This window comes from Streptomyces sp. (assembly GCF_019510245.1).
GTDB lineage: Bacteria > Actinomycetota > Actinomycetes > Streptomycetales > Streptomycetaceae > Streptomyces.
The window spans coordinates 24,985-44,856 of record NZ_JAEKKT010000134.1 but is presented as its reverse complement, the minus strand read 5'-3'; the positions used below and the strand labels follow the sequence as shown (position 1 = coordinate 44,856).

Sequence of the window (19,872 nt, the reverse complement as noted above, 5' to 3'; positions counted from 1 at the left end):
CGACAGCGCAGGCGCCGGCGTCAACTCATCAGCGAACGCAGCACCGGCACGCCGAGGCCCCCAGCCCCGCCAGGACCGCTCCGGGGTCGAGGGTCGTCGCCATGAGGTTGAAAGGGGGCTTTGACGCATGCCGCACGCTCCACGGAGCGGCGTGGTTGACGGTGTGGGCGAGCTGCCGCAGGTGAGCGGCGAAGCTCACCAGGTCGCCGGCCACGTCGCCCGCCACGCCGGCGCACCCGACACAGACGCCCACGGGCAGCGGATCCGGCGCTGCCGGAACTGCGGCAGCCACGTGTCCACGAGCGGCAAGGGCAAACCGCACTCGCCCAGCGGCAAGGCACAATGAGGTCTTCTCGGTAACTTCTCGTGACGGATCGTGATCTTCATCAGGTGGTACACCCGTGTTCGGGCTGGAGCAGGACGAGAGCAGCGCGGGCGATCCGGGTGATGGCTGCGGGGTCGAGGCTGACCCTGCGACAAAGCCTTGAAGGTGACCTTGAGCAGGGCCGCGGCACGTTCGGCGATGCCGTGCACGCCCCGGATGACCCTGTTGAACGCCTGCTGGTGCTCGGCAAGTTCGCCGCCCCGGGCCTTTTGACCGGGTGGCGGAAACCAGGGCCGGCGTTCTCGTAACCCAGGTCGGTCAGGGTCGGGACATCCAAGGTGGCGGCGAGGTGGCTGAGGGCGTCGATCAGGCCAAGGAACTCACTGTCGCCGACCGGGTCGCGCGCCGGCTGGCCGAGCAACTGCACGTCGAAATGGAGCGGACAGTGGCGCCGCACCGGTCATGATCCGGCCGTGGCTGAGTTCCTTGTGGTGAGCCGTCGGGCGTTTCGCTACCGTGGCTGTCCGTTGGCTCCGGGCCCAGGTTTCGGAGTGCACAGGGCACACAGGGATACGGGGGATGGCCGGATGCGAAGCCTTGCGCGGATTCCGCTGGACGGTGGCGGTACGGTTCTGGTCGAGGCGGCGCCCACCACGGTGGAGGGGCCGCTGCAGGCCGGGCGCCTTGGGGATGCCATCCGCGACCTGCCGACGAGCCTTCAGACGGCTCTGGGCCCGGTGCGTGAGACTGCGCGCGCCGTTGTGGAGCAGCTGAGACACGCGGGACCGGGGGAGATCGAGGTCGAGTTCGGCGTCGACTTGTCGGCGCAGGCCGGTGCCGTCATTACCAAGAGCGAGGCGGGCTTCCACCTGAAGGTCCGGGTGCTGTGGCAGCAGGATGCGCCCGGCGCGCAGCCCTCCTGAAGGACGTCGCCGTGACTTCGACGGATACCCTTGACTCAGGCGTCGGCCGCGGAGGACCCGATGGTTTCTCGGCGAGCGTCGCCCAGGTTCTCGGCGATGACGGGCGGGTGGTCGGGGCCGGTTTCTTAGCAGCCGAGGACACTGTCCTGACCTGCGCGCACGTGGTCGTCGCCGCGGGCAGCGGGCCAGGTGGCCGGGTGCGGCTGTCGTTCCCCGCCGCCGCCGGAAGGCTTGAGGCCCACGGCCGTGTCACGGCCGAGACGTGGAGTCCTCCCGACGGTCAGGACATCGCCGTGGTGCGGCTCGACCGGGCACCTGCGGACGTCTCTCCGCTGCCGCTGGGCTCGGCGGCGAGCAGCAGGGGCCACCGCGTGCTCTCGTTCGGCTTCCCCACCCAGGCGCCGGCCACCGGACACTTCGGCCGGGCCGAGGCAGGCGGCCTCCTGCCCGCGACCTCCGACGGCGACGCACTACTCCAGCTGACCGCCGCGAACGACCTGACCACGGGCTTCAGCGGTGCGCCGCTCGTCGACGAGCTGACAGGCCTCGTGGTCGGTATGGTGACCGCCATCGCCGCGCCCGACGATCACCTCAAGGGGTTGGGCATCGCCTACGCCACCCCGGCCGACGCCCTTGCGGGCTCACTGCCTGACCTGGCCCTCCGCGACATTTGCCCCTACGTTGGACTGGACGCGTTCACCGCCGAGCAGGCCCGGTGGTTCCACGGCCGCGACGACGCCGTGGAGAAGATGCTCGTGGCCTTGGCCGGGCACCGGAAGGCGGTGCTGTTGACCGGCCCCTCCGGGGCGGGCAAGTCCTCCGTGGTCCAAGCCGGTTTGTTACCAGCTCTTGCTGACGGGCGCCTGCCGGACAGCGACAGATGGCTCCCGGTCCTCGCCCGGCCCGGGCAGGACCTGCTGGCTGAGCTGGAACGTGCAGGACTGCCCGGTACGGGCGAGGCCGGGTTGCCATCAGCCGCCGAGCTCAGGCTTGAGGCGGAAGCTGGCCGGGACCATCTTCTCTTGGTCGTGGACCAGTTCGAAGAGCTCTTCACTCAATCACCCGGAACCGTGGAGGCGGTCACCGACGAGCTGACGCGGCTGACGGCATTGCCGACCGCTGCCAGCCTGGTTCTGGTCATACGGGACGACTTCTACCCGCACATGGCCGCAACCGCCCCGGCTCTGCTGGAGGCCGTCGCGCCCGGTCTGGTCAACATCCCGGCGACCCTGAGCAGGCAGGACCTGCAAACCATCATCACCAGCCCCGCGCATGCGATGGGCGCCCGATTCGAGGACGGTCTGGCGGAACGCATCGTCACTGATGTGCTGGCGGCCGACTCGGTCGGCGCCACGACCGGTCGGGCTCCAGCGGTCCTGCTGCCACTGCTGGAACTGACCCTCAGCCAGCTGTGGCGACGGCGCGAGAACGGCGCCCTCACGCACCGCGCCTACCAGGCGATCGGCGAGGTCACCGGCGCCCTGACTACCTGGTGTAACACTGCGGTCGCCGATGTGATCGCAGAGCATCGACCGGTCGTCGAACGGATTCTCACCGCCCTCGTACGGCCCGCGGATGAATCAGGACGCATCCCCGCCGTCCGCCAGCAGATGCCGTTGAGCACTCTGCGTGACCTGGCTGGTGGCGCTGCCGACACGGCCGCCGGGCAAGCCTTCGACGAAGTCCTGACCAGGCTGACCCGCCACCGGATCGTCATCACTCGCACCCAGCACCTTGTCGGTGCCGCCGACGAGCCGGGAGAACCCGTTGCCGAACTGATCCACGACGCCCTCATCAAGGACTGGGCGCAACTACGCGACTGGGTAGCCCGCGACCGCAGCTTCCATGACTGGCTCCGGCGCGTGCGCGAGCAGCACTCCCGCTGGGCGGAACGGCGCGACTTCGAGGCCCGGGACCCCGATGTCCAGGACCAGCTGCGCCGAGTACGTGAACTGCCCCGATGGGCCCGCTGGTTCCTGCGTGCCGCGCCTCCGAGCAACAACGATCTGCTGCACGGGACGGACCTGGCTCTGGGCCGAGAGTGGTCGGCCGAGCGTGGACTCCCCGGCGCAATCGCCGCGTTCATCGAGCGAAGCTACCAGCACCAGCAGGCCAACGTCCGCGGCCTGAGACGCCTGAACGCCTTGCTGGCGGGCGTGCTCGTCATCGCCCTGATCACGGCTGGGGGCGCCGTGTGGCTGCAGCAGCAGGCCGTCACCGCGCAGCGGCAGGCGCAGTCCCGGGAAATCGCGGCGTGGTCCGGCGCACTGTTGCAGACCGATCCCGACCTCGCCGCACTCCTCGCCGTTCACGCCTACCGCAGCAGCACCTCTGACCAGGCCGTCGCCAGCCTCTACGCTGCTGCCAACCTGCCGCTGAGACGGCGGATCGCCACCCACAGCGGTGTCGTTTCCCTCGCCTACACCAAGGACGGGCGCGGCTTCGCCGAGGCGGAGAAGGGCGGGACCATACAGATCCGAGACGGCGCCACCGGGCAGCTCCGGGTGACAATCATGGCCCCACACCCGCTGCTCGCGATGGCCTACAGCCAGAACGGGCAGACGGTGGCAACCCTTTCCGGGCCCGGCCAGGGCTACGACAACGCGCTCCGGCTATGGGATGCCACGACGGGCAAGGCCCGCACCGCCTCGGCGAGTACGCAGGCCCAGCAGCTGGCCCTTAGCCCGGACGGACGGACGGTTGCCATCTCCGGCGGAGGAGGCAGTGACGTGGAGCTGCGGAGTTCGACCACGGGCCGACGGCTGGCTGCCTTCAGTGCATCCAACGACACGGAGCCGGATGCCGTGGCCTTCAGCCCCGACGGCCGTACCTTGGCAAAGTTAGGTGACGACGGCTTCGTGCGGCTGTGGGACATCCACACGGGTAAGGAGCGAACTGGCTTCCAGACAGCACCCGGCGACCACCTCACAGGGCACGCGAACGGCCTTTCGGTGGCATTCAGCCCCGACGGCAGCCGCCTAGCGACGGGGGACATCTTCGGCATTGTGCGGATACGAGACGCACACACCGGCAAGACCCTGGCCAGGCTCAGCGGACACACCTCCGGCGTGACCTCTGTCGCCTTCAGCCCGGACGGCCACACTCTGGCCACTGCCGGCGAGGACCACACGGTGCGTCTGTGGGACGTCGACAAGGGCACCGCTCGCGCCACCTTGGTCGGTCACACCTCCGAAGTCACGACCTTGGCCTTCGACCCACGCCACCACACGCTCATCAGCGGCAGCACCGACCGAACTCTGCGCGTGTGGTATCCGGACGATGGCGTGGCACGGACGACACTGCCCCGACTCAACGGGTCCCTGCAGGACATGGTGGTCAGCACGGACGGCCGGACCCTCGCCGTCTCGACGCAGACGCTCACAGACGTGGGCAACGTCCGGTTGTTCGACGTAGGCCGGGGCAAGCTGCGCGTCGAGTTCACCCAACCGGACGATGCCACCGCGCTGGCCTTCAGCCCGGACGGACAGACGCTCGCCGTTGGCAGCGACGGCGACAGCGCACGGCTGTGGGACGCGACCACCGGCAAGAGACGCCACACCCCTTCGACTCTCGGTAACGGCAGGACCTTGGTCTACAGCCCCGACGGCACAACCCTGGCCATCGACGGCTCGACCCTCTGGGATGTCCGGACGGGCACGTCCCGGAACATCACCGGGAAGGACGAGGAGGAGGCCCCGGATGTCGACGACACCATCCCCGTCACCTTCAGCCCGAACGGTAAGTACCTGGCAGCGGTTACTGCGGACCGCCGTAAGGTGCGGATCTGGGACCTCCAGTCGGGGAAAGTCAAGTCGGTGCTGGGCAGTCCGGGCCGTGTCTTGTGGATCGCCTTCGCACCCAAGGGGCTCGCCCTGGCGGTCGGCAGCGACGACGGCACGGTCCGGATCTGGAAGAACACCTTGGACGAGACACCGATCGCGTTCAGAGTTCCCGGCGGTGCATCGTCGCTTGCCTTCAGTCCGGATGGCCGTGTTCTCGCCATCGGCGGCTCGGACGGCGGCGTGCGTCTGTGGGACGCACCGACCGGGCAGATTCGCAAGACCCTCACCGTCCCGGGGGGCGGCGTCACATACCTGGCCTTCGCCAGTGCAGGCCGGACGCTGGCAGTCGCGGCCGACGACAGTACGGTGCGGCTCTTCGACATCGCCCTTCCTACCCCGGACCAGGCGGTGAACGCCATCTGCCGAGCAGTAGGAAGGGAGTTGACCCCACAGGAGGCCGATCGCTACCTACACAACCGCCGCGCCGAGCGAATCTGCATCCCGAACTGAGCGTCGAGCCTCCTCTCACGCTGGGCTCGCCTCGTTGTAATGCCAGTCAAAGAGTATGAGTGAGCCTTTGCCAGTAGCGGATCATGACGTTCTGTGATTGATCAGATGGTGCGGTCGTACTCGAGCTGGAGGAGGACGAGGGCTGCGGCGGCGATCTTCGTGATGCGGCTGGGGTCGAGGCTGACTCGGCGCAGGGCCTTGAAGGTGGTCTTGAGCAGGGAGTTGGCACGCTCGCAGACCCCGTGGATGCCGCAGATGACCTTGTTGTAGGTCTGCTGGGCCTCGGTCAGTTCGCGACCGGCGGGCTTCTTGTGAGGGGGGCGGAAGCCGTCACCGGCGTTCACGTAGCCGAGGTCGACGAGGGTCGGCATGTTCAGTTCGGCGGCGATCCGGTTGAGGGCGTCGATCAGGCCGTGGTGGCGGGCACAGGTGGTGTCGTGCTCCCGGCCCGGGCGGACCGGTGAGACCCAGATCGGCCAGCCGTCCGGAGTGGCGATGACCTGCACGTTCCCGCCATGGTGCTTGTGTTTTCCAGACCACCAGAGGTCTGCGCCGTTGGGGCCGGGAGCGGCGACGCGGTCGGTGCGGATGACGGTGCCGTCGAGGTTCAGATGTGTCAGCCCGGCCGCCTTCGCGCGCTCCAGTGCGGTGGCGAGGTCCGGTGCCTCGGCCGCCAGAACGGTCAGCCCCTCGTGGAGGTAGCGGTATGCGGTGGAGGCCGACAGACCGTTGTCGCACGCGAGTTGGGAAAGACGGGTGCCGTCGATGAACCAGCGCAGGATGAGCACCGCCTGGCGGAAGCAGCCCAGCGCACGCCTGCCCTTGCGGGTTCCGGCCGCGATGCGGTGATCGCGCAGCAACCGGGCCAGGTGCTCGGCGGTGGACCGCTTCACATCGAGCACCGCGGTGTATGTGACACTGGTCGACACGTGAGGCCCCTCGGTCAGAACAATCCGTCGCAAGATCGTTCCTATCAGGGGCCTTACGCCTGCCCGGACTTGAGGACCCGCATGGGCGGCAGTGCAAGCATCGCGATCACAGCGAGCGACGGGCGCTCACCGGGAAAGTCTCAATGGGCGGTGTGCATCGTGAAGTCGCAGGTCGCGGGTCTGGTGTGAATGACGATTCGATTACCCGCGCCGGTCGGCGGCGGATGACCATGGCGTAGATCATCGGGCAGGTCCGGTGCCGGCCGCCTGCCGGGTTCTGCTGCGCCCGCGTTCCGCCCCCGCCTACGATCCGCCAGGCCGACGGGCAAAACCTTAGAAGACTCGTTTATTGCCCGCTGAGCTCGAGCGCGTTGGCGTCAGGAACGAAGGGTGCGCAGGCCGGTGCGGATTTCGCTGACAAGGATCTCGGGCTGTTCCAAGGCGGCGAAGTGCCCGTCCTTGTCGGCCTCGCCGTAGTGGATCAGATTGCTGTAGGTGTCTTCGATCCAGCTGCGCGGCACGCGTGGGATGTCCCTCGGGAAGACGGTCACCGCGACCGGAAGCGTGACCTTCGGGCCGGTCGCCCACCGTTTCCGGATCCGGCCATCAAATTCTGGCCAGTCGCTGCTTGACGTCGTCGATCTCCGATTCCGGGATCGAGACGGTGAACGGGCGGACGAGGGTCGAGGTAGGTGGCGTCGGTGCGGTCATTGCCTTCTTCTCTCCTCCTGAGCTTCGAAGCACAGCGCGGCTCTCCGCTGCACACGGGTGTACAGTGAATCTCACTGTACACTCGTGTGCAATACTGGCGTCGTGTCCACCGAGTCCTCCCGCGTACGCTCGATGCACGAGACACGCGAACGCATCCTCGACGTCGCCCTCGATCTGCTCGGAGAGAACCCCGACGCCGGAATGGGCGAGATCGCCTCCACCGCCGGCGTCGTCCGTCGCACGGTCTATGACCATTTCCCCTCGCGCCTCGACCTGGTCCGGACACTCACGGAACGGGCCGTCGCCGAGATGACGGCCGTGCTCACCGAAGTCAACGCCTCCGACGCAGCAGCGGACGCGGCATGGGTCGAATTCATCGCCCGGCTCTGGCCGGTCGCGCACCGGTACCGAGTGCTGCTGGCGCTGCGCCGAGGCGAGTACGGCGAGGCGATCCACGCCCTGCTCGGGCCATTCGACGAGCTCCTCGCCGACCTCGTGAAACGGGGCCAGGACAGAAACGTGTTCGCACAGCATCTGCCCGCGGGCACTCTGAGCCAGATCGCCTACGGCGTCGTGTTCACCATCGCGGACAGCGACCAGTCGGACGGGGCCCTCGGCGCCCGAGCAGCGACGATCACGAGCCTGCTGATGCTGGGAGTTCCCGAGAAGCGCGCCATCACTCTCGTGGGTGACCAGCCCTAACCGGCTGCACCTGAACGGAGCCGTGGGTTGTCCCGCGCCGGGCACGACATCGTCACCGCACCCCGCTTAGCGCGTCCCGTGGGAACAGAGTGAGCGTCGACGGGTCTTCACCGAGGGTCGCGGCCTTGCACCGTTCGCGGTATGCGCGCAGGTTGAGCGCGTTGGCACGGGCGGCGGCGTTGAACCAGGTTCGCCTGTTGTTCTTGCCTGGGGTCCGCGGCGCGTCCAGCCTGTTGACGGTGGTATTCGATTTCGAGGGGGCACCCGTCCAGCGTGCTGCGGAGCGCGAGTGCCGCGTGCGTGGCCCGTTCGCTCAAGATCCGGTCGTGCGCCTCGCGGTCCCCTGCGGTCGCCGTGTGGGGGATGTCGAGAGCTTCCAGAACAGCCCGCACCACGTCACGCGCGGCGCTTGAGGGAGCAGCCTCTTCGGGGGTGTTGTAGGAACCCGCCATACTGACCCACTGGCCCTTTCGTCTCACCCATGACTCTCACCAAATCGGCGGCGGGAAGCGGACTTGGGGCCTCTGACCTGGTCTTTCGTGCTCTCTGTGGACCCTACGTACCGGGGTGGCCATGTTACATACCCCACACGTCGAACTGACAGGGTTGTGCAAACTCTCCTTGGCCCGGAGCAGCCTCGTAGTACAGGATCGGCTTTCATGGACCTGCTGAACACGCTGGTGGACAAGGGGCTTCGGCGCGAGCTGCCGACCCGCCAGGAAGCGCTCGCCGTGCTGGCGACCTCCGACGACGACGTGCTCGATGTGGTGGCCGCGGCCGGCAAGGTGCGCCGCCACTGGTTCGGCCGGCGCGTGAAACTCAACTACCTGGTCAACCTCAAGTCGGGCCTGTGCCCGGAGGACTGCTCCTACTGCTCGCAGCGGCTGGGCTCCTCCACCGGGATCCTCAAGTACAGCTGGCTGAAACCCGACGAGGCCTCGAAGGCGGCCGCCGCGGGCCTGGCCGGGGGCGCCAAGCGGGTCTGTCTGGTGGCGAGCGGGCGCGGTCCGACCGACCGGGACGTCGACCGGGTCGCGGGCACCATCAAGGCCATCAAGGAGCAGAACGAGGGCGTCGAGGTGTGCGCCTGCCTCGGGCTGCTCTCCGACGGCCAGGCGGAGCGGCTGCGCGAGGCGGGCGCGGACGCCTACAACCACAACCTCAACACGTCCGAGGGGACGTACGGGGACATCACGACCACGCACACGTACGCCGACCGGGTGGACACGGTCAACAAGGCGCACGCGGCGGGCCTGTCGGCCTGCTCCGGTCTGATCGCCGGCATGGGCGAGAGCGACGAGGACCTGGTCGACGTCGTCTTCTCGCTGCGCGAGCTGGACCCGGACTCCGTTCCGGTGAACTTCCTGATCCCGGTGGAGGGCACCCCGCTGGCCAAGGAGTGGAACCTCACCCCGCAGCGCTGCCTGCGCATCCTGGCGATGGTGCGGTTCGTCTGCCCCGACGTGGAGGTGCGGATCGCGGGCGGCCGCGAGGTCCACCTGCGCACCATGCAGCCGCTCGCGCTGCACCTTGCCAACTCGATCTTCCTCGGCGACTACCTGACCACCGAGGGCCAGGCCGGCCAGGCCGACCTGGAGATGATCGCGGACGCCGGGTTCGTGGTGGAGGGCGCGGACGAGGTGACGCTGCCCCAGCACCGGGCCGAGGTCCGCGGCGGCTGCGGGTCACACGCGGCCGAGGGCGCGGGCTGCGGGTCGCACCAGGGCGAGGGCGCCGGCTGCGGGTCGGTGTGCGGCTCCCACGAAGAGGCGGCCGACGCTGTGACCGTCCCGGCCAGCGAACCGCGCACCGACCTGGTCGCCGTCCGCCGCCGGGGTGCCGGAACGGACCTCGCGCCCAATGCCTGACCCCGTCCTGCCCGTCCCCGAGCTGCTGGAGCTCGACCGTCGGCACGTCTGGCATCCGTACGGTCCGATGCCCGGCCGGGCCGAACCGCTCGTCGTGGAGTCGGCGAGCGGGGTCCGGCTGCGGCTCGCGGACGGCTCGGGCGAGTTGGTCGACGGCATGTCGTCCTGGTGGTCGGCGATCCACGGCTACAACCACCCGGTGCTCAACGAGGCGGCGCGCGACCAGCTCGGCCGGATGAGCCATGTGATGTTCGGCGGGCTCACCCACGAGCCCGCCGTCCGCCTGGCGAAGCTCCTGGTCGACATCTCGCCGGCCGGGCTGGAGCACGTCTTCCTCGCCGACTCGGGGTCGGTGTCGGTCGAGGTCGCGGTGAAGATGTGCCTGCAGTACTGGCGCTCCCTCGGCCGCCCGGCGAAGCGGCGCCTGCTGACCTGGCGCGGCGGCTACCACGGCGACACCTGGCAGCCGATGTCGGTGTGCGACCCCGAGGGCGGCATGCACGAGCTCTGGTCCGGGGTACTGCCCCGACAGGTGTTCGCCGACGCGCCGCCCGTGGAGTACGACGAGGCGTACGCCGGGCACCTGCGGTCCGCGATCGAGCGGCACGCGCACGAGCTGGCCGCGGTGATCGTGGAGCCGGTGGTGCAGGGCGCCGGCGGGATGCGCTTCCACTCCCCCGCCTACCTACGGGTGCTGCGCGAGGCCTGCGACGCGCACGACGTGCTGCTGGTGTTCGACGAGATCGCGACCGGCTTCGGGCGCACCGGCGCGCTCTTCGCCGCCGACCACGCGGCCGTCACCCCGGACGTGATGTGCGTCGGCAAGGCGCTGACCGGCGGTTACCTGACGATGGCGGCGACGCTGTGCACGCCCGGGGTAGCCGAGGGGATCTCGCGGGGCGAGGTGCCTGTGCTGGCCCACGGGCCGACGTTCATGGGCAACCCGCTCGCGGCCTCGGTCGCCTGCGCCTCGCTCGGGCTGCTCCTCGGCCAGGACTGGCTCGCGGAGGTCAAGCGCATCGAGGCGGGACTGCGGGAGGGCCTGGCACCGGCCCGGGAGATCCCCGGGGTCCAGGACGTCCGGGTGCTCGGGGCCATCGGGGTCGTACAACTCGACCACGACGTCGACATGGCGGCCGCCACGGCCGCCGCCGTGCGCGAGGGCGTCTGGCTGCGGCCGTTCCGCGACCTGGTGTACACGATGCCGCCGTACGTCACGGGTGACGCGGACGTGGCACGGATCGCGCGCGCGGTGTGCGCCGCCGCGCGGGAGGGATGAGCATGCCGATCCTGGTGATCACGGGGACGGGCACGGAGATCGGCAAGACGGTCACCACGGCCGCGGTCGCCGCCGCGGCGCTGGCGGCCGGCCGCTCGGTGGCGGTCCTGAAGGCCGCGCAGACCGGGGTACGACCCGACGAGCGCGGGGACGCCGACGAGGTCGCGCGGCTCGCGGGTGCCGTGGCGGCGGCCGAAGTGGCCAGGTTCCCCGAGCCGTTGGCGCCGGGCACGGCGGCCCGCCGGGCGGGGCTGCCCCCGGTGCGGCCACACGACGTGGCCGAGGCCGCGGCCAAGCTGGCCACCGACCACGAACTGGTGCTGGTCGAGGGCGCGGGCGGCCTGCTCGTCCGGTTCGACGCGACGGGCGGCACGCTCGCGGACGCGGCCCGGCTGCTGAACGCGCCGGTGCTGGTGGTGGCGTCGGCCGGGCTGGGCACGCTGAACACCACCGAGCTGACGGCCCGTGAACTACGGGCGCGGGAGCTTCAGTTGCTGGGTGTGGTGATCGGCAGCTGGCCGGACTCCCCCGATCTGGCCTCGCGGTGCAATGTGGCCGACCTGCCGGAGGTGGCCGGGGCACCCCTGCTGGGCGCGCTGCCCGCCGGCGCCGGGGCGCTGGCGCCCGCCGACTTCCGTGCGGCGGCGCCGAACTGGCTCTCGGCCCGGCTGGACGGCACCTGGGACGCGGAGGCGTTCCGGGTGCGGGAGGCGTCCTAGGAGTGCAGGGCGTCGGTCGGGTGCGGCTGCGTGGGGGCTGGTCGCGCAGTTCCCCGCGCCCCTGAAGGGGCGCGTCGCCACCCCCTTCTTTTCAGGGGCGCGGGGAACTGCGCGACCAAACACGATGGCGCCGCACCCGACCGACGCCCTGCACTCCTAGGGCGACTCGCCGAGCAGCCGTACCAGTTCGATCCGCGACCGGATGCCCAACCGGCTGAAGACGCCCCGCAGATGGTGGTCGATGGTGCGGGGGCTGAGGTTGAGCCGGTCGGCTATCTCGCGGTTGGTGGCGCCCTCGGCGGCCATCCGGGCGACCATCAGCTGCTGGGCCGTGAGCACCGCGGCCGGGTCGGCCCCGGAGTGCGCGGTCAACGGGGTTCCCAGGGCGCGGAGTTCGGCGCGGGCCTGGGCGGCGCAGTGCGGGGCGCCGAAGGACTCGAAGGCCTCCAGGGCGCTGTGCAGCCGGTCCCGGGCCTCGGTGCGCTGCCGCAGCCGGCGCAGCGCACCGCCGAACAGCAGCTCGGTGCGGGCGCGTTCGAAGTCCCGGGTGCCCCGGGCGTGCAGGTCCAGTGCTGCCCGGTAGTGCTGGACCGCCTCGGCGCCGGGCGCGAGCAGGGCCCGGCAGCGGGCGCTGAGCGCGAGGTCGTCGGGGCTGCGGACGGCGGTGGCCCAGCGGTCGTAGTCGACGTGCGCGGCGCGGGCGACCCGGGTGTCGCCGGTGCGGACGGCGGCCTCGACGTAGTGCGGGGTGGCCAGGTGCCGGATGGCCCGGTGGCCGTGCCCGGGCCCGAAAGCGGCGAGGGCGCGCAGCCTGGCGGCCGCCGCCGGGAAGCGGCCGCCCGCCAGGTCGAGGAAGGCGAGCGCCCACTGGGCGAGGGCCGCGGGCAGGCCCAGTCCCTGGGCCAGGGCGTGCGCGCGGGCGGCCGCCGCACGCTCCCGGCAGGCCGCCTCGTCACCGGTGACGGCGGCGAACATCGCGAGCGCGGCCTGGAGGTGGCAGGCCCCGTTGTCGTGCCCGGTGGCCTGGGCCTGGCGCAGGGCCTCCTGGGCGGCGGCCTCGGCGGCCCGGGGGCGGCCGGTCCAGAAGTCGGCGTAGGCACGGAACTCCATGGCCTGGGCGGCCGTTCCCGGGATGCCGCGGGCCCGGGCGGAGGCGGCGGCCCGGAGGGTGGCGGTGACGGTGCGGGTGTGGTCGCCGAGCATCAGGGCGGCGATGCCGGAGTGGATCAGCAGGCCGGGGTCGTCGCCCGGCCCGCAGCGGCCGGCGGTGCCCTTGAGCAGGGCGCGGGCGTCGGCGTAGCGGCCTTCGACGGCGCAGGCGAGGGCGGCGAGGACGCCGGATGGCGGCAGGCCCAGCCACTGGGCGAGGACATGTGCCTCGCGGCAGCGTCTGAGGTCGCCGGTGTAGACGGCGGCCTCGGTGGCGAGGGCGAGGAGTTCCACGGCATCGGCGGAACGTTCCTGCCGGACGGCGGCGGTGAGCAGGGCGTCGAAGGCCTCGGCGGCGTTGCCGGCCCTGAGGGCGAGCAGGCCGTTGAGGGCGGAGTCGTCCGTGCGGGCGGCGAGCCGTCTCGCCCGGTCGGGCTCTCCGCAACGCCAGGCGTCGGCGGCGGCCAGCGCGAGCAGCCGGGCCTCCTCGGTCGGGTCGGGGCAGAGGTCGGCGGCGCGTTCGGCGAGGGCACGGGCCAGGGCGGGCCGCCCTTCGGAGCGGGCCCGGTCGGCGGCCGTGCGCAGTTCCGCCGCGAGCCGGGCGCTCGGGCCGAGGGCGGCGGCGCCCCGGTGCCAGGAGCGGCGGGTCGTCTCGCCCTTGCCGCCGAGCACCCGGGCGAGCAGCAGGTGGGCCGCGCGACGGTCGGCCGGTGAGCCGGTCTCGTAGGCGGCGATCCGGGTCCAGGGATCACGGAAGAACACCCCGCCGACACCGGCATGGGCGACCCCGGCCGCCTCCGCGGTCTCCAGCGGGCGGGTGTCGAGGCGGCCGGCGGTGACCGCGCGCAGGAAGGCGTGGGTGGCGACCGGGTACTGGTCGGCGGCGGCGAGCAGCAACAGCAGCCGGGTCTCGTCGGGCAGGGCGCGGATCTCCCGGCGCAGGGTGTGGAGCAACCCCGGTGCCAGTTCGGCCGGTTCGACCGGCAGCGGGTCGGCGCCGGCGGCCTGCCGTTCGGTGAGGCGCGGCACGAGTTCGGCCACGGCGCGCTGGTCCTCGTATACGACTCGTGTCACCCGGACGCGGACGCCCTCGGGGAGCGCCGAAGCCGGGCATGGCCCCGCGTCGGTCGGCTGCGGTGGCGAAGTGCGGTCAAGGTGTGGGGGGTTCACCGGTATCACCACACCAAAGACGTTACTGGCGAGTTAGTTGATTCGTAAAGACTGGCGACTTCACCGATGCGGCGCGCGTAGACCCGTCCTGACACTCCTGAACAACCCCACCCGTTTCAGGAGGCATCATGCAACGCGCCAAGCGTCGCATCGCAACCGCTCTGTCGGCGATAGCCGGTTCGCTCCTTCTGTCCCTCCCCCTGACCACCGGCACCGCGCAGGCGGCGAGCCACGACCCGATCGTGTTCGTGCACGGTCTCAGCAGCGACTCCAGCAGCTGGAACGACTGGATCGCGGACTTCGAGGCGGACGGCTACTCGTCCTCCGAGCTGTACGCGATCTCGTACGACTGGACGAAGTCGAACGTCACCACGGCTTCGACGCTGTCGACGTACATCCAGTCCGTCCTCTCCAAGACCGGTGCCTCGAAGGTCGACCTGGTGGTGCACTCCATGGGTGCGCTCAACAGCCGCTACTACCTGAAGAACCTCGGCGGTACCTCGTACGTGGACCACTTCGTGTCGGTCGCCGGGGTGAACCACGGAACCAGCGTCGCCTCGCTGTGCGGGTGGCTGTACACCTCCTGCAAGGAGATGACGACGGGCAGCTCGTTCCTGACCGCCCTGAACTCCGGTGACGAGACGCCCGGCAGCGTCTCGTACGCGGCGTACTGGTCGGACTGCGACGCGGCGATCGACCCGGACACCTCGGCGGAGCTGAGCGGGGCGACCAACGTCGACGTCGGCTGCATCTCGCACACCGACATGAACAACGACCACGGCGTCTACGAGCAGGTGCGCGACTTCATCGGCTGAGCCGTCCGCGGCAGCGGGGGTGCGACGGGCCGCGACGGGGGACAATCACCGTAGACCTGCTTCCGTCGGGAGGTCCGTCATGCGGCTGATGTCCGCCGGCGCCGGGACACCGGTGCGGGATCCCGTCCACCACCCGCTGTTCGCGCGTTTCTACGCCCGCTGCAGCGTCACCGCCGAGACCGGTCTCGGCGTGGCCGCGATCCGGGAGCGGCTGCTCTTCGGACTGTCCGGGCGGGTGATCGAGGTCGGCGCGGGCAACGGGCTCAACTTCGCCCGGTACCCCGGTTCGGTCGCTGAGGTCGTGGCGATCGAACCGGAGCGCACCCTGCGGCAGTTGGCGGCGGAGGCCGCCGTGCGCGCCGACGTCCCGGTGGACGTGGTGCCGGGCGTGGCGGAGGCGCTGCCGGTGAAGAGCGAGGCCTTCGACGCGGCGGTGTTCTCGCTGGTGCTGTGCAGTGTCCGGGATGTGCGGCGGGCGCTCGCGGAGGTACGGCGGGTGCTGCGGCCGGGCGGTGAGCTGCGGTTCTTCGAGCACGGCGCGGGGGGTGGCCCGGCGATGCGGCTCACCCAGCGGGCGCTGGACCGGACGGTGTGGCCGCTGCTGAGCGGCGGCTGCCATCTGTCCCGGGAGCCGGTCGCCGAACTGCGCGCGGCCGGGTTCGAACTCGGCCCCTACCGCCGGGTGTTCCTGCCGGAGAGCGGCCCGCGGCTGCCGTCCTCGTACTGCGCGCTGGGCGTCGCCCGCAAACCCCGGGAGGACTGATCCCAGGCTCCGCGGGAGAGCTCACAGGCTCCAGCGGCGCAGCTCCTGGGCGATGTCGGCGACGCTCGCCTCGCCGTTCTTCACCAGCCGGGCCAGGTCGCGGACCTGCTCGGGCGAGGTGACGACCTTGAGGCCGCTGGCGACCAGGTAGGCGTAGGCGACCGAGGACGCGAACAGGGCGTTCGAGCGCTCCAGGGCCGGGACGTGGATCAGCAGCTGGAGCAGGGCGGCGGCGCGGGCCTGCGGGGTGTCGTAGACGGGGACGTCGAATATCTCGGCCCGGTGCCTGGCGACGGCGGCGATCAGCGCGCCCCAGTCGGTGACCTGCGGGTCACCGGGGGTCTTCTGTTCGGCGAGCATGAGGAGCCAGGCGAGGTCGATCGTCAGGTCGCTCAAGGGATCAGTGACGGCCTTCGGTCTTGTCAGACGTGTCGGTAGCCTGCGGCTCGCCGAACTCCTCGGCGAAGACGGACTCGTACTGCTTCATGAAATCGGCGGCGGCCTCGACGAACGTACGGCCGGCCTCACCCGTGTCCTGCATGACCAGTTCCTCTATGTAGCGGTTGACGCTCACACCGCGCGCGAGAGCGCGTTCGCGGGCCGCCTTGGCGGTACCCTCGTCCACTCGCACGTTCAGCTGGGTCTTCGCCATGTTTCGAAGCTAGCGCGGATTCGCTAGCAATGCCAGCGCGCATCGGAATCGAAAAGTGATACCGGCTGTGGGACGGGTCACACTACGCTCGACCCGGACAAAGAGGCCGGACAGAGAAGTCGGACGACCGTCGTGCGAAACGGGGAGGCAGTCTTGTCCACAGCAGCTACGGAGGCGCCCGCCGCCGACGGGGTCGCGGCCCGGGCCCGCGGACTGACCAAGGCGTACGGCGCGGGCGAGACGGCGGTGCTCGCACTGGACTCGGTGGACGTGGACATCGCGCGCGGCCGCTTCACCGCGGTCATGGGGCCGTCGGGCTCCGGCAAGTCCACGCTGATGCACTGCCTGGCGGGGCTGGACACGGTGTCGGCCGGTCAGGTCTGGCTCGGCGGCACCGAGATAACGGGCCTCAGGGAGCGCGAGCTGACCCGGCTGCGCCGGGACCGGATCGGGTTCATGTTCCAGTCGTTCAACCTGATCCCGACGCTCAGCGCGGCCGAGAACATCACTCTGCCCATGGACATCGCGGGCAGGAAGCCCGACGGGAAGTGGCTGGACGAGGTGATCGACACGCTCGGGCTGCGGGACCGGCTCAGGCACCGGCCCGCCCAGCTCTCCGGCGGCCAGCAGCAGCGCGTGGCCTGCGCGCGGGCGCTGGCCTCCCGACCGGAACTGATCTTCGCCGACGAGCCGACCGGGAACCTGGACTCCCGGGCGGGTCTCGAGGTGCTGGGCTTTCTGCGGCAGGCGGTGGACCAGCTCGGACAGACGGTCGTCATGGTCACCCACGACCCGGGCGCCGCCGCCCACTCCGACCTGGTGCTCTTCCTCGCGGACGGCCGGATCGTGGACCGGATGGAGGGGCCGACGGCGGACGCCGTGCTCGAACGGATGAAGAGGTTCGACGTGGGACGCGGGTCCTCCGGGCCCGGGGAGGACTGACCCGGTGCTCAAGGCGACCCTGCGCAGCTTCCTCGCGCACAAGGGACGGCTGCTGCTGTCCGCGCTGGCCATCGTCCTGTCCGTGGCGTTCGTCGCGGGCAGCCTGATCTTCTCCGACACCGTCACCCGCACGTTCGACCGGCTGTTCGCCTCCACCTCCGCCGATGTGACCGTCGAACCGAAGGCGGACCTGAAGTCGCCTGTGCCGACCGGTGCCGTCCAGACCGTGCCGGCCGCGCTGGCGGGCGAGATCGCCAAGGTCGACGGGGTCGCGGCGACCCATGCGGACGTGTCCGTCCAGAACGTCGTGGTGGTCGACAGCCACAACAAGTCGGTCGGCCCGACCACCGGCGCCCCGACCATCGCCACGGACTGGTACCTCACCCGCCGCAGCCCCCTGAAGCTGACCTCGGGACACGCCCCGCGGGGCGCCGGCCAGGCCCTCCTCGACGCGGACACCGCCGCCGGGAAGCACGTGCGCATCGGCGACACGCTCACCGTTCAGGCCCAGCCCGGCACCTTCGAGGTCGAGGTCGTCGGCATCGCCACCTTCACCACCACCAACCCGGGCGCGGCCCTGGTCTTCCTCGATCCTTCGGTCGCCGCCAGGGAACTGCTGGGCGCCCCCGGCCGGGCCACCAGCATCTCGGTGGACGCGGCACGGGGGGTGCCGGACGCCCGGGTCAAGAGCCGGATCGGCGCGGTGATCGGGACCGGCAGGTACGACCTGAAGACCGCCGACGAGCAGGCGAAGTCCTCTGCCGCCGACCTCGGCGGCTTCCTCGACGTCATCAAGTACGTGATGCTGGGGTTCGCGGGCATCGCGACCCTGGTCGGCATCTTCCTGATCGTCAACACCTTCTCCATGCTCGTCGCCCAGCGCACCCGCGAACTGGGCCTGCTGCGCGCGTTGGGTGCCGACCGGCGGCAGATACGGCGGTCCGTGCTCACCGAGGCGGTGCTGCTCGGGCTGGTCGGCTCCACGCTGGGCCTGGGCGCCGGGATCGGGCTGGCGTTCGGGCTGATCGGGCTGATGAGCGCCTTCGGCATGCACCTCAAGGCCGCCGAGATGGTCATCGGCTGGGGAACGCCGGTCGCGGCGTACCTCGTGGGTGTCGGCGTCACGTTCGTCGCCGCGTACCTGCCCGCCCGGCGCGCGGCCGCCGTGTCGCCGATCGCGGCGCTCGCGGACGCCGACATCGCCGGTGTGGGCAAGCCGCTCAGGGTGCGGGCGATCATCGGCTCGGCCGTCGGGGCGCTCGGGGTCGCGGCCCTGGTGGGGTGCGCGACCGCGGCCAGAACGGCGTCGGCGGCCTCGCTGCTGGGCCTCGGGGTGATCCTGACCCTGATCGCGACCGTCATCGCGGGCCCGCTGCTCGTCCGGCCCGTCATCCGGGTCCTCGGCGCGGCCTTCCCCGCCCTGTTCGGCTCGGTCGGCCGGATGAGCCAGCGCAACGCCCTGCGCAACCCGCGCCGTACCGGCGCCACCGCCGCCGCGCTCATGGTCGGGCTCGCCCTGGTCGGCGGGATGTCGGTGGCCAGCGCCTCCATGTCCAAGTCCTTCGACCAGCAGATCGACAGGACGCTCGGCGCCGACTTCGTCGTCCAGAACGGCAACTTCCTGCCGTTCACCCAGGAGATCACCGACAAGGTCCGCGGCACCGAGGGCGTGGGGCTGGTCGTACGACAGCGGTTCGCGCCGGTGGCGGTACGGCTGCCGGACGGCAAGCGGGTCACCACGACCGCCGCGGGGTACGACCCGCAGGTCGACGAGGTCGCCCACGTCGTCTACCGGGGCGGCGACACCGCGGCCGCGCTGGCCGACGGCAGCCTCGGGATGGACGTCAACTTCGCGGAGGACCACAAGGTCCGCCTCGGCACCGTGCTGCCGGTCGAGTTCCAGGGCGGCAGGACCGCCGAGCTGAAGGTGGGCGCCCTCACCAACCAGGGCAGCAGTGGCGGATTCGGCACCCAGGGCGGGTTGTTCTTCGGCATCGCCACCGTGGAGAAGTACGTCCCCGGCGGCCAGGACTCGGCGTTGTACGTCAACCGGGCCCCGGGCACCAGCGCCGATCAACTGCGCTCCCGGCTGGAGCGGACGCTGACGCCGTATCCGCAGGTACAGGTGCGTGACCAGGCCGACTACAAGAAGCTGGTCCACGACCAGATCGCGGTCCTGCTCTACCTGGTGTACGCGCTGCTCGGGCTGGCGATCGTCATCGCGGTGCTCGGCGTGGTCAACACCCTCGCCCTGTCGGTCGTGGAACGCACCCGGGAGATCGGGCTGCTGCGCGCGATCGGACTGGCCCGGCGGCAGTTGCGCCGGATGATCCGGCTGGAGTCGGTGGTGATCGCGGTGTTCGGCGCGGTGCTGGGCCTCGCGCTCGGGCTCGTGTGGGGCGTGTGCACACAGCAGGTGCTGGCGCTGCAGGGCATGAAGGCGCTGGCCATCCCGTGGGGCACGATCGTCGCGGTGGTGATCGGCTCGGCGGTCGTCGGGGTCGTGGCCGCGCTGCTGCCGGCGCTGCGCGCATCGCGGATGAATGTGCTGGCCGCCATCGCGCACGAGTGAGACACGAGTGAGCCGCCGTCCGTTCCGCTCCGGTGCCGACCGGCTGGTGGCGCGCGGCGCG

General features: G+C 70.9%; 16 protein-coding genes and 1 pseudogene. 11 read left to right on the top strand and 6 right to left on the bottom strand.

Translation table 11 applies throughout. The features are described 5' to 3' along the window. Positions 1-151: 151 nt before the first annotated feature. Complete coding sequence (locus tag JF597_RS19255) at positions 152-346, top strand: hypothetical protein (protein WP_293996234.1); 195 nt, start codon at positions 152-154, stop codon at positions 344-346. Positions 347-386: 40 nt separating this feature from the next. Here JF597_RS19255 and JF597_RS19250 read toward each other — a convergent pair. Further along, positions 387-698: pseudogene (locus tag JF597_RS19250) on the bottom strand (transposase family protein); the annotation flags it as partial. Positions 699-912: 214 nt separating this feature from the next. Between JF597_RS19250 and JF597_RS19245 the strand changes: the two are divergent. Continuing rightward, the gene (locus JF597_RS19245) at positions 913-1,248 is read left to right on the top strand and encodes a CU044_2847 family protein (protein ID WP_293996232.1); all 336 of its coding nucleotides are present in this window, start codon (positions 913-915) and stop codon (positions 1,246-1,248) included. An 11-nt stretch (positions 1,249-1,259) separates the two neighbouring features. After that, entirely contained in the window at positions 1,260-5,540 is a 4,281-nt protein-coding gene (locus tag JF597_RS19240) for a trypsin-like peptidase domain-containing protein (protein ID WP_293996230.1), read from the top strand. A 101-nt stretch (positions 5,541-5,641) separates the two neighbouring features. Here JF597_RS19240 and JF597_RS19235 read toward each other — a convergent pair whose 3' ends face one another. Continuing rightward, positions 5,642-6,469, bottom strand: a complete 828-nt coding sequence (locus tag JF597_RS19235) for a transposase family protein (RefSeq protein ID WP_293996228.1) — start codon at positions 6,467-6,469, stop codon at positions 5,642-5,644. Between the two features lie 377 nt (positions 6,470-6,846). Further along, positions 6,847-7,020 (bottom strand): hypothetical protein, encoded by a 174-nt coding sequence (locus tag JF597_RS19230; RefSeq protein ID WP_293996226.1) that lies wholly within the window; start codon positions 7,018-7,020, stop codon positions 6,847-6,849. A gap of 262 nt (positions 7,021-7,282) precedes the next feature. Between JF597_RS19230 and JF597_RS19225 the strand changes: the two genes are divergently transcribed. The 4 genes from JF597_RS19225 (at position 7,283) to bioD (ending at position 11,748) form a co-directional block, all read left to right on the top strand. Further along, positions 7,283-7,882, top strand: a complete 600-nt coding sequence (locus tag JF597_RS19225) for a TetR/AcrR family transcriptional regulator (protein WP_293996224.1) — start codon at positions 7,283-7,285, stop codon at positions 7,880-7,882. 659 nt (positions 7,883-8,541) lie between these two features. Then, entirely contained in the window at positions 8,542-9,750 is a 1,209-nt protein-coding gene (gene bioB, locus JF597_RS19220; RefSeq protein ID WP_293996222.1) for a biotin synthase BioB, read from the top strand. Further along, complete coding sequence (locus JF597_RS19215) at positions 9,743-11,029, top strand: adenosylmethionine--8-amino-7-oxononanoate transaminase (protein ID WP_293996220.1); 1,287 nt, start codon at positions 9,743-9,745, stop codon at positions 11,027-11,029. Before bioB ends, JF597_RS19215 begins: the two co-directional genes overlap by 8 nt. A gap of 2 nt (positions 11,030-11,031) precedes the next feature. Continuing rightward, positions 11,032-11,748, top strand: coding sequence for a dethiobiotin synthase (gene bioD / locus JF597_RS19210; RefSeq protein WP_293996516.1), 717 nt, complete (start codon positions 11,032-11,034; stop codon positions 11,746-11,748). Between the two features lie 156 nt (positions 11,749-11,904). On the opposite strand, the gene JF597_RS19205 is transcribed toward bioD, so the two are convergent. Further along, positions 11,905-14,079 carry a LuxR family transcriptional regulator gene (locus JF597_RS19205; protein WP_293996218.1) on the bottom strand — a complete coding sequence of 725 codons (2,175 nt, stop codon included), beginning with the start codon at positions 14,077-14,079 and terminating at the stop codon, positions 11,905-11,907. A 116-nt stretch (positions 14,080-14,195) separates the two neighbouring features. On the opposite strand from JF597_RS19205, the gene JF597_RS19200 reads away from it, so the two are divergent. Together JF597_RS19200 and JF597_RS19195 are read left to right on the top strand one after the other, a co-directional pair. Beyond that, complete coding sequence (locus tag JF597_RS19200) at positions 14,196-14,882, top strand: triacylglycerol lipase (RefSeq protein WP_293996216.1); 687 nt, start codon at positions 14,196-14,198, stop codon at positions 14,880-14,882. A gap of 79 nt (positions 14,883-14,961) precedes the next feature. Further along, entirely contained in the window at positions 14,962-15,645 is a 684-nt protein-coding gene (locus JF597_RS19195) for a class I SAM-dependent methyltransferase (protein ID WP_293996214.1), read from the top strand. A gap of 21 nt (positions 15,646-15,666) precedes the next feature. Here JF597_RS19195 and JF597_RS19190 read toward each other — a convergent pair whose 3' ends face one another. Together JF597_RS19190 and JF597_RS19185 are read right to left on the bottom strand one after the other, a co-directional pair. Then, positions 15,667-16,041, bottom strand: a complete 375-nt coding sequence (locus JF597_RS19190) for a fic family toxin-antitoxin system, toxin component (RefSeq protein WP_293996212.1) — start codon at positions 16,039-16,041, stop codon at positions 15,667-15,669. Between the two features lie 4 nt (positions 16,042-16,045). After that, the gene (locus JF597_RS19185) at positions 16,046-16,297 is read right to left on the bottom strand and encodes a toxin-antitoxin system HicB family antitoxin (protein ID WP_293996210.1); all 252 of its coding nucleotides are present in this window, start codon (positions 16,295-16,297) and stop codon (positions 16,046-16,048) included. Positions 16,298-16,450: 153 nt separating this feature from the next. Here JF597_RS19185 and JF597_RS19180 point away from each other — a divergent pair, with 153 nt between their 5' ends. Next, on the top strand, positions 16,451-17,239 hold the full coding sequence (locus tag JF597_RS19180; protein WP_293996208.1) for an ABC transporter ATP-binding protein: 789 nt from the start codon (positions 16,451-16,453) through the stop codon (positions 17,237-17,239). Positions 17,240-17,243: 4 nt separating this feature from the next. Then, positions 17,244-19,811 carry an ABC transporter permease gene (locus JF597_RS19175; protein ID WP_293996206.1) on the top strand — a complete coding sequence of 856 codons (2,568 nt, stop codon included), beginning with the start codon at positions 17,244-17,246 and terminating at the stop codon, positions 19,809-19,811. Positions 19,812-19,872: the final 61 nt, after the last annotated feature.

Bases quoted from the DNA above. Each gene is read 5' to 3' on its own strand.
- JF597_RS19245 (WP_293996232.1), top strand. From the start codon at position 913: ATGCGAAGCCTTGCGCGGATTCCGCTGGACGGTGGCGGTACGGTTCTG.
- bioB (WP_293996222.1), top strand. From the start codon at position 8,542: ATGGACCTGCTGAACACGCTGGTGGACAAGGGGCTTCGGCGCGAGCTG.
- JF597_RS19215 (WP_293996220.1), top strand. From the start codon at position 9,743: ATGCCTGACCCCGTCCTGCCCGTCCCCGAGCTGCTGGAGCTCGACCGT.
- bioD (WP_293996516.1), top strand. From the start codon at position 11,032: ATGCCGATCCTGGTGATCACGGGGACGGGCACGGAGATCGGCAAGACG.
- JF597_RS19200 (WP_293996216.1), top strand. From the start codon at position 14,196: ATGCAACGCGCCAAGCGTCGCATCGCAACCGCTCTGTCGGCGATAGCC.
- JF597_RS19195 (WP_293996214.1), top strand. From the start codon at position 14,962: ATGCGGCTGATGTCCGCCGGCGCCGGGACACCGGTGCGGGATCCCGTC.
- JF597_RS19185 (WP_293996210.1), bottom strand. From the start codon at position 16,297: ATGGCGAAGACCCAGCTGAACGTGCGAGTGGACGAGGGTACCGCCAAG.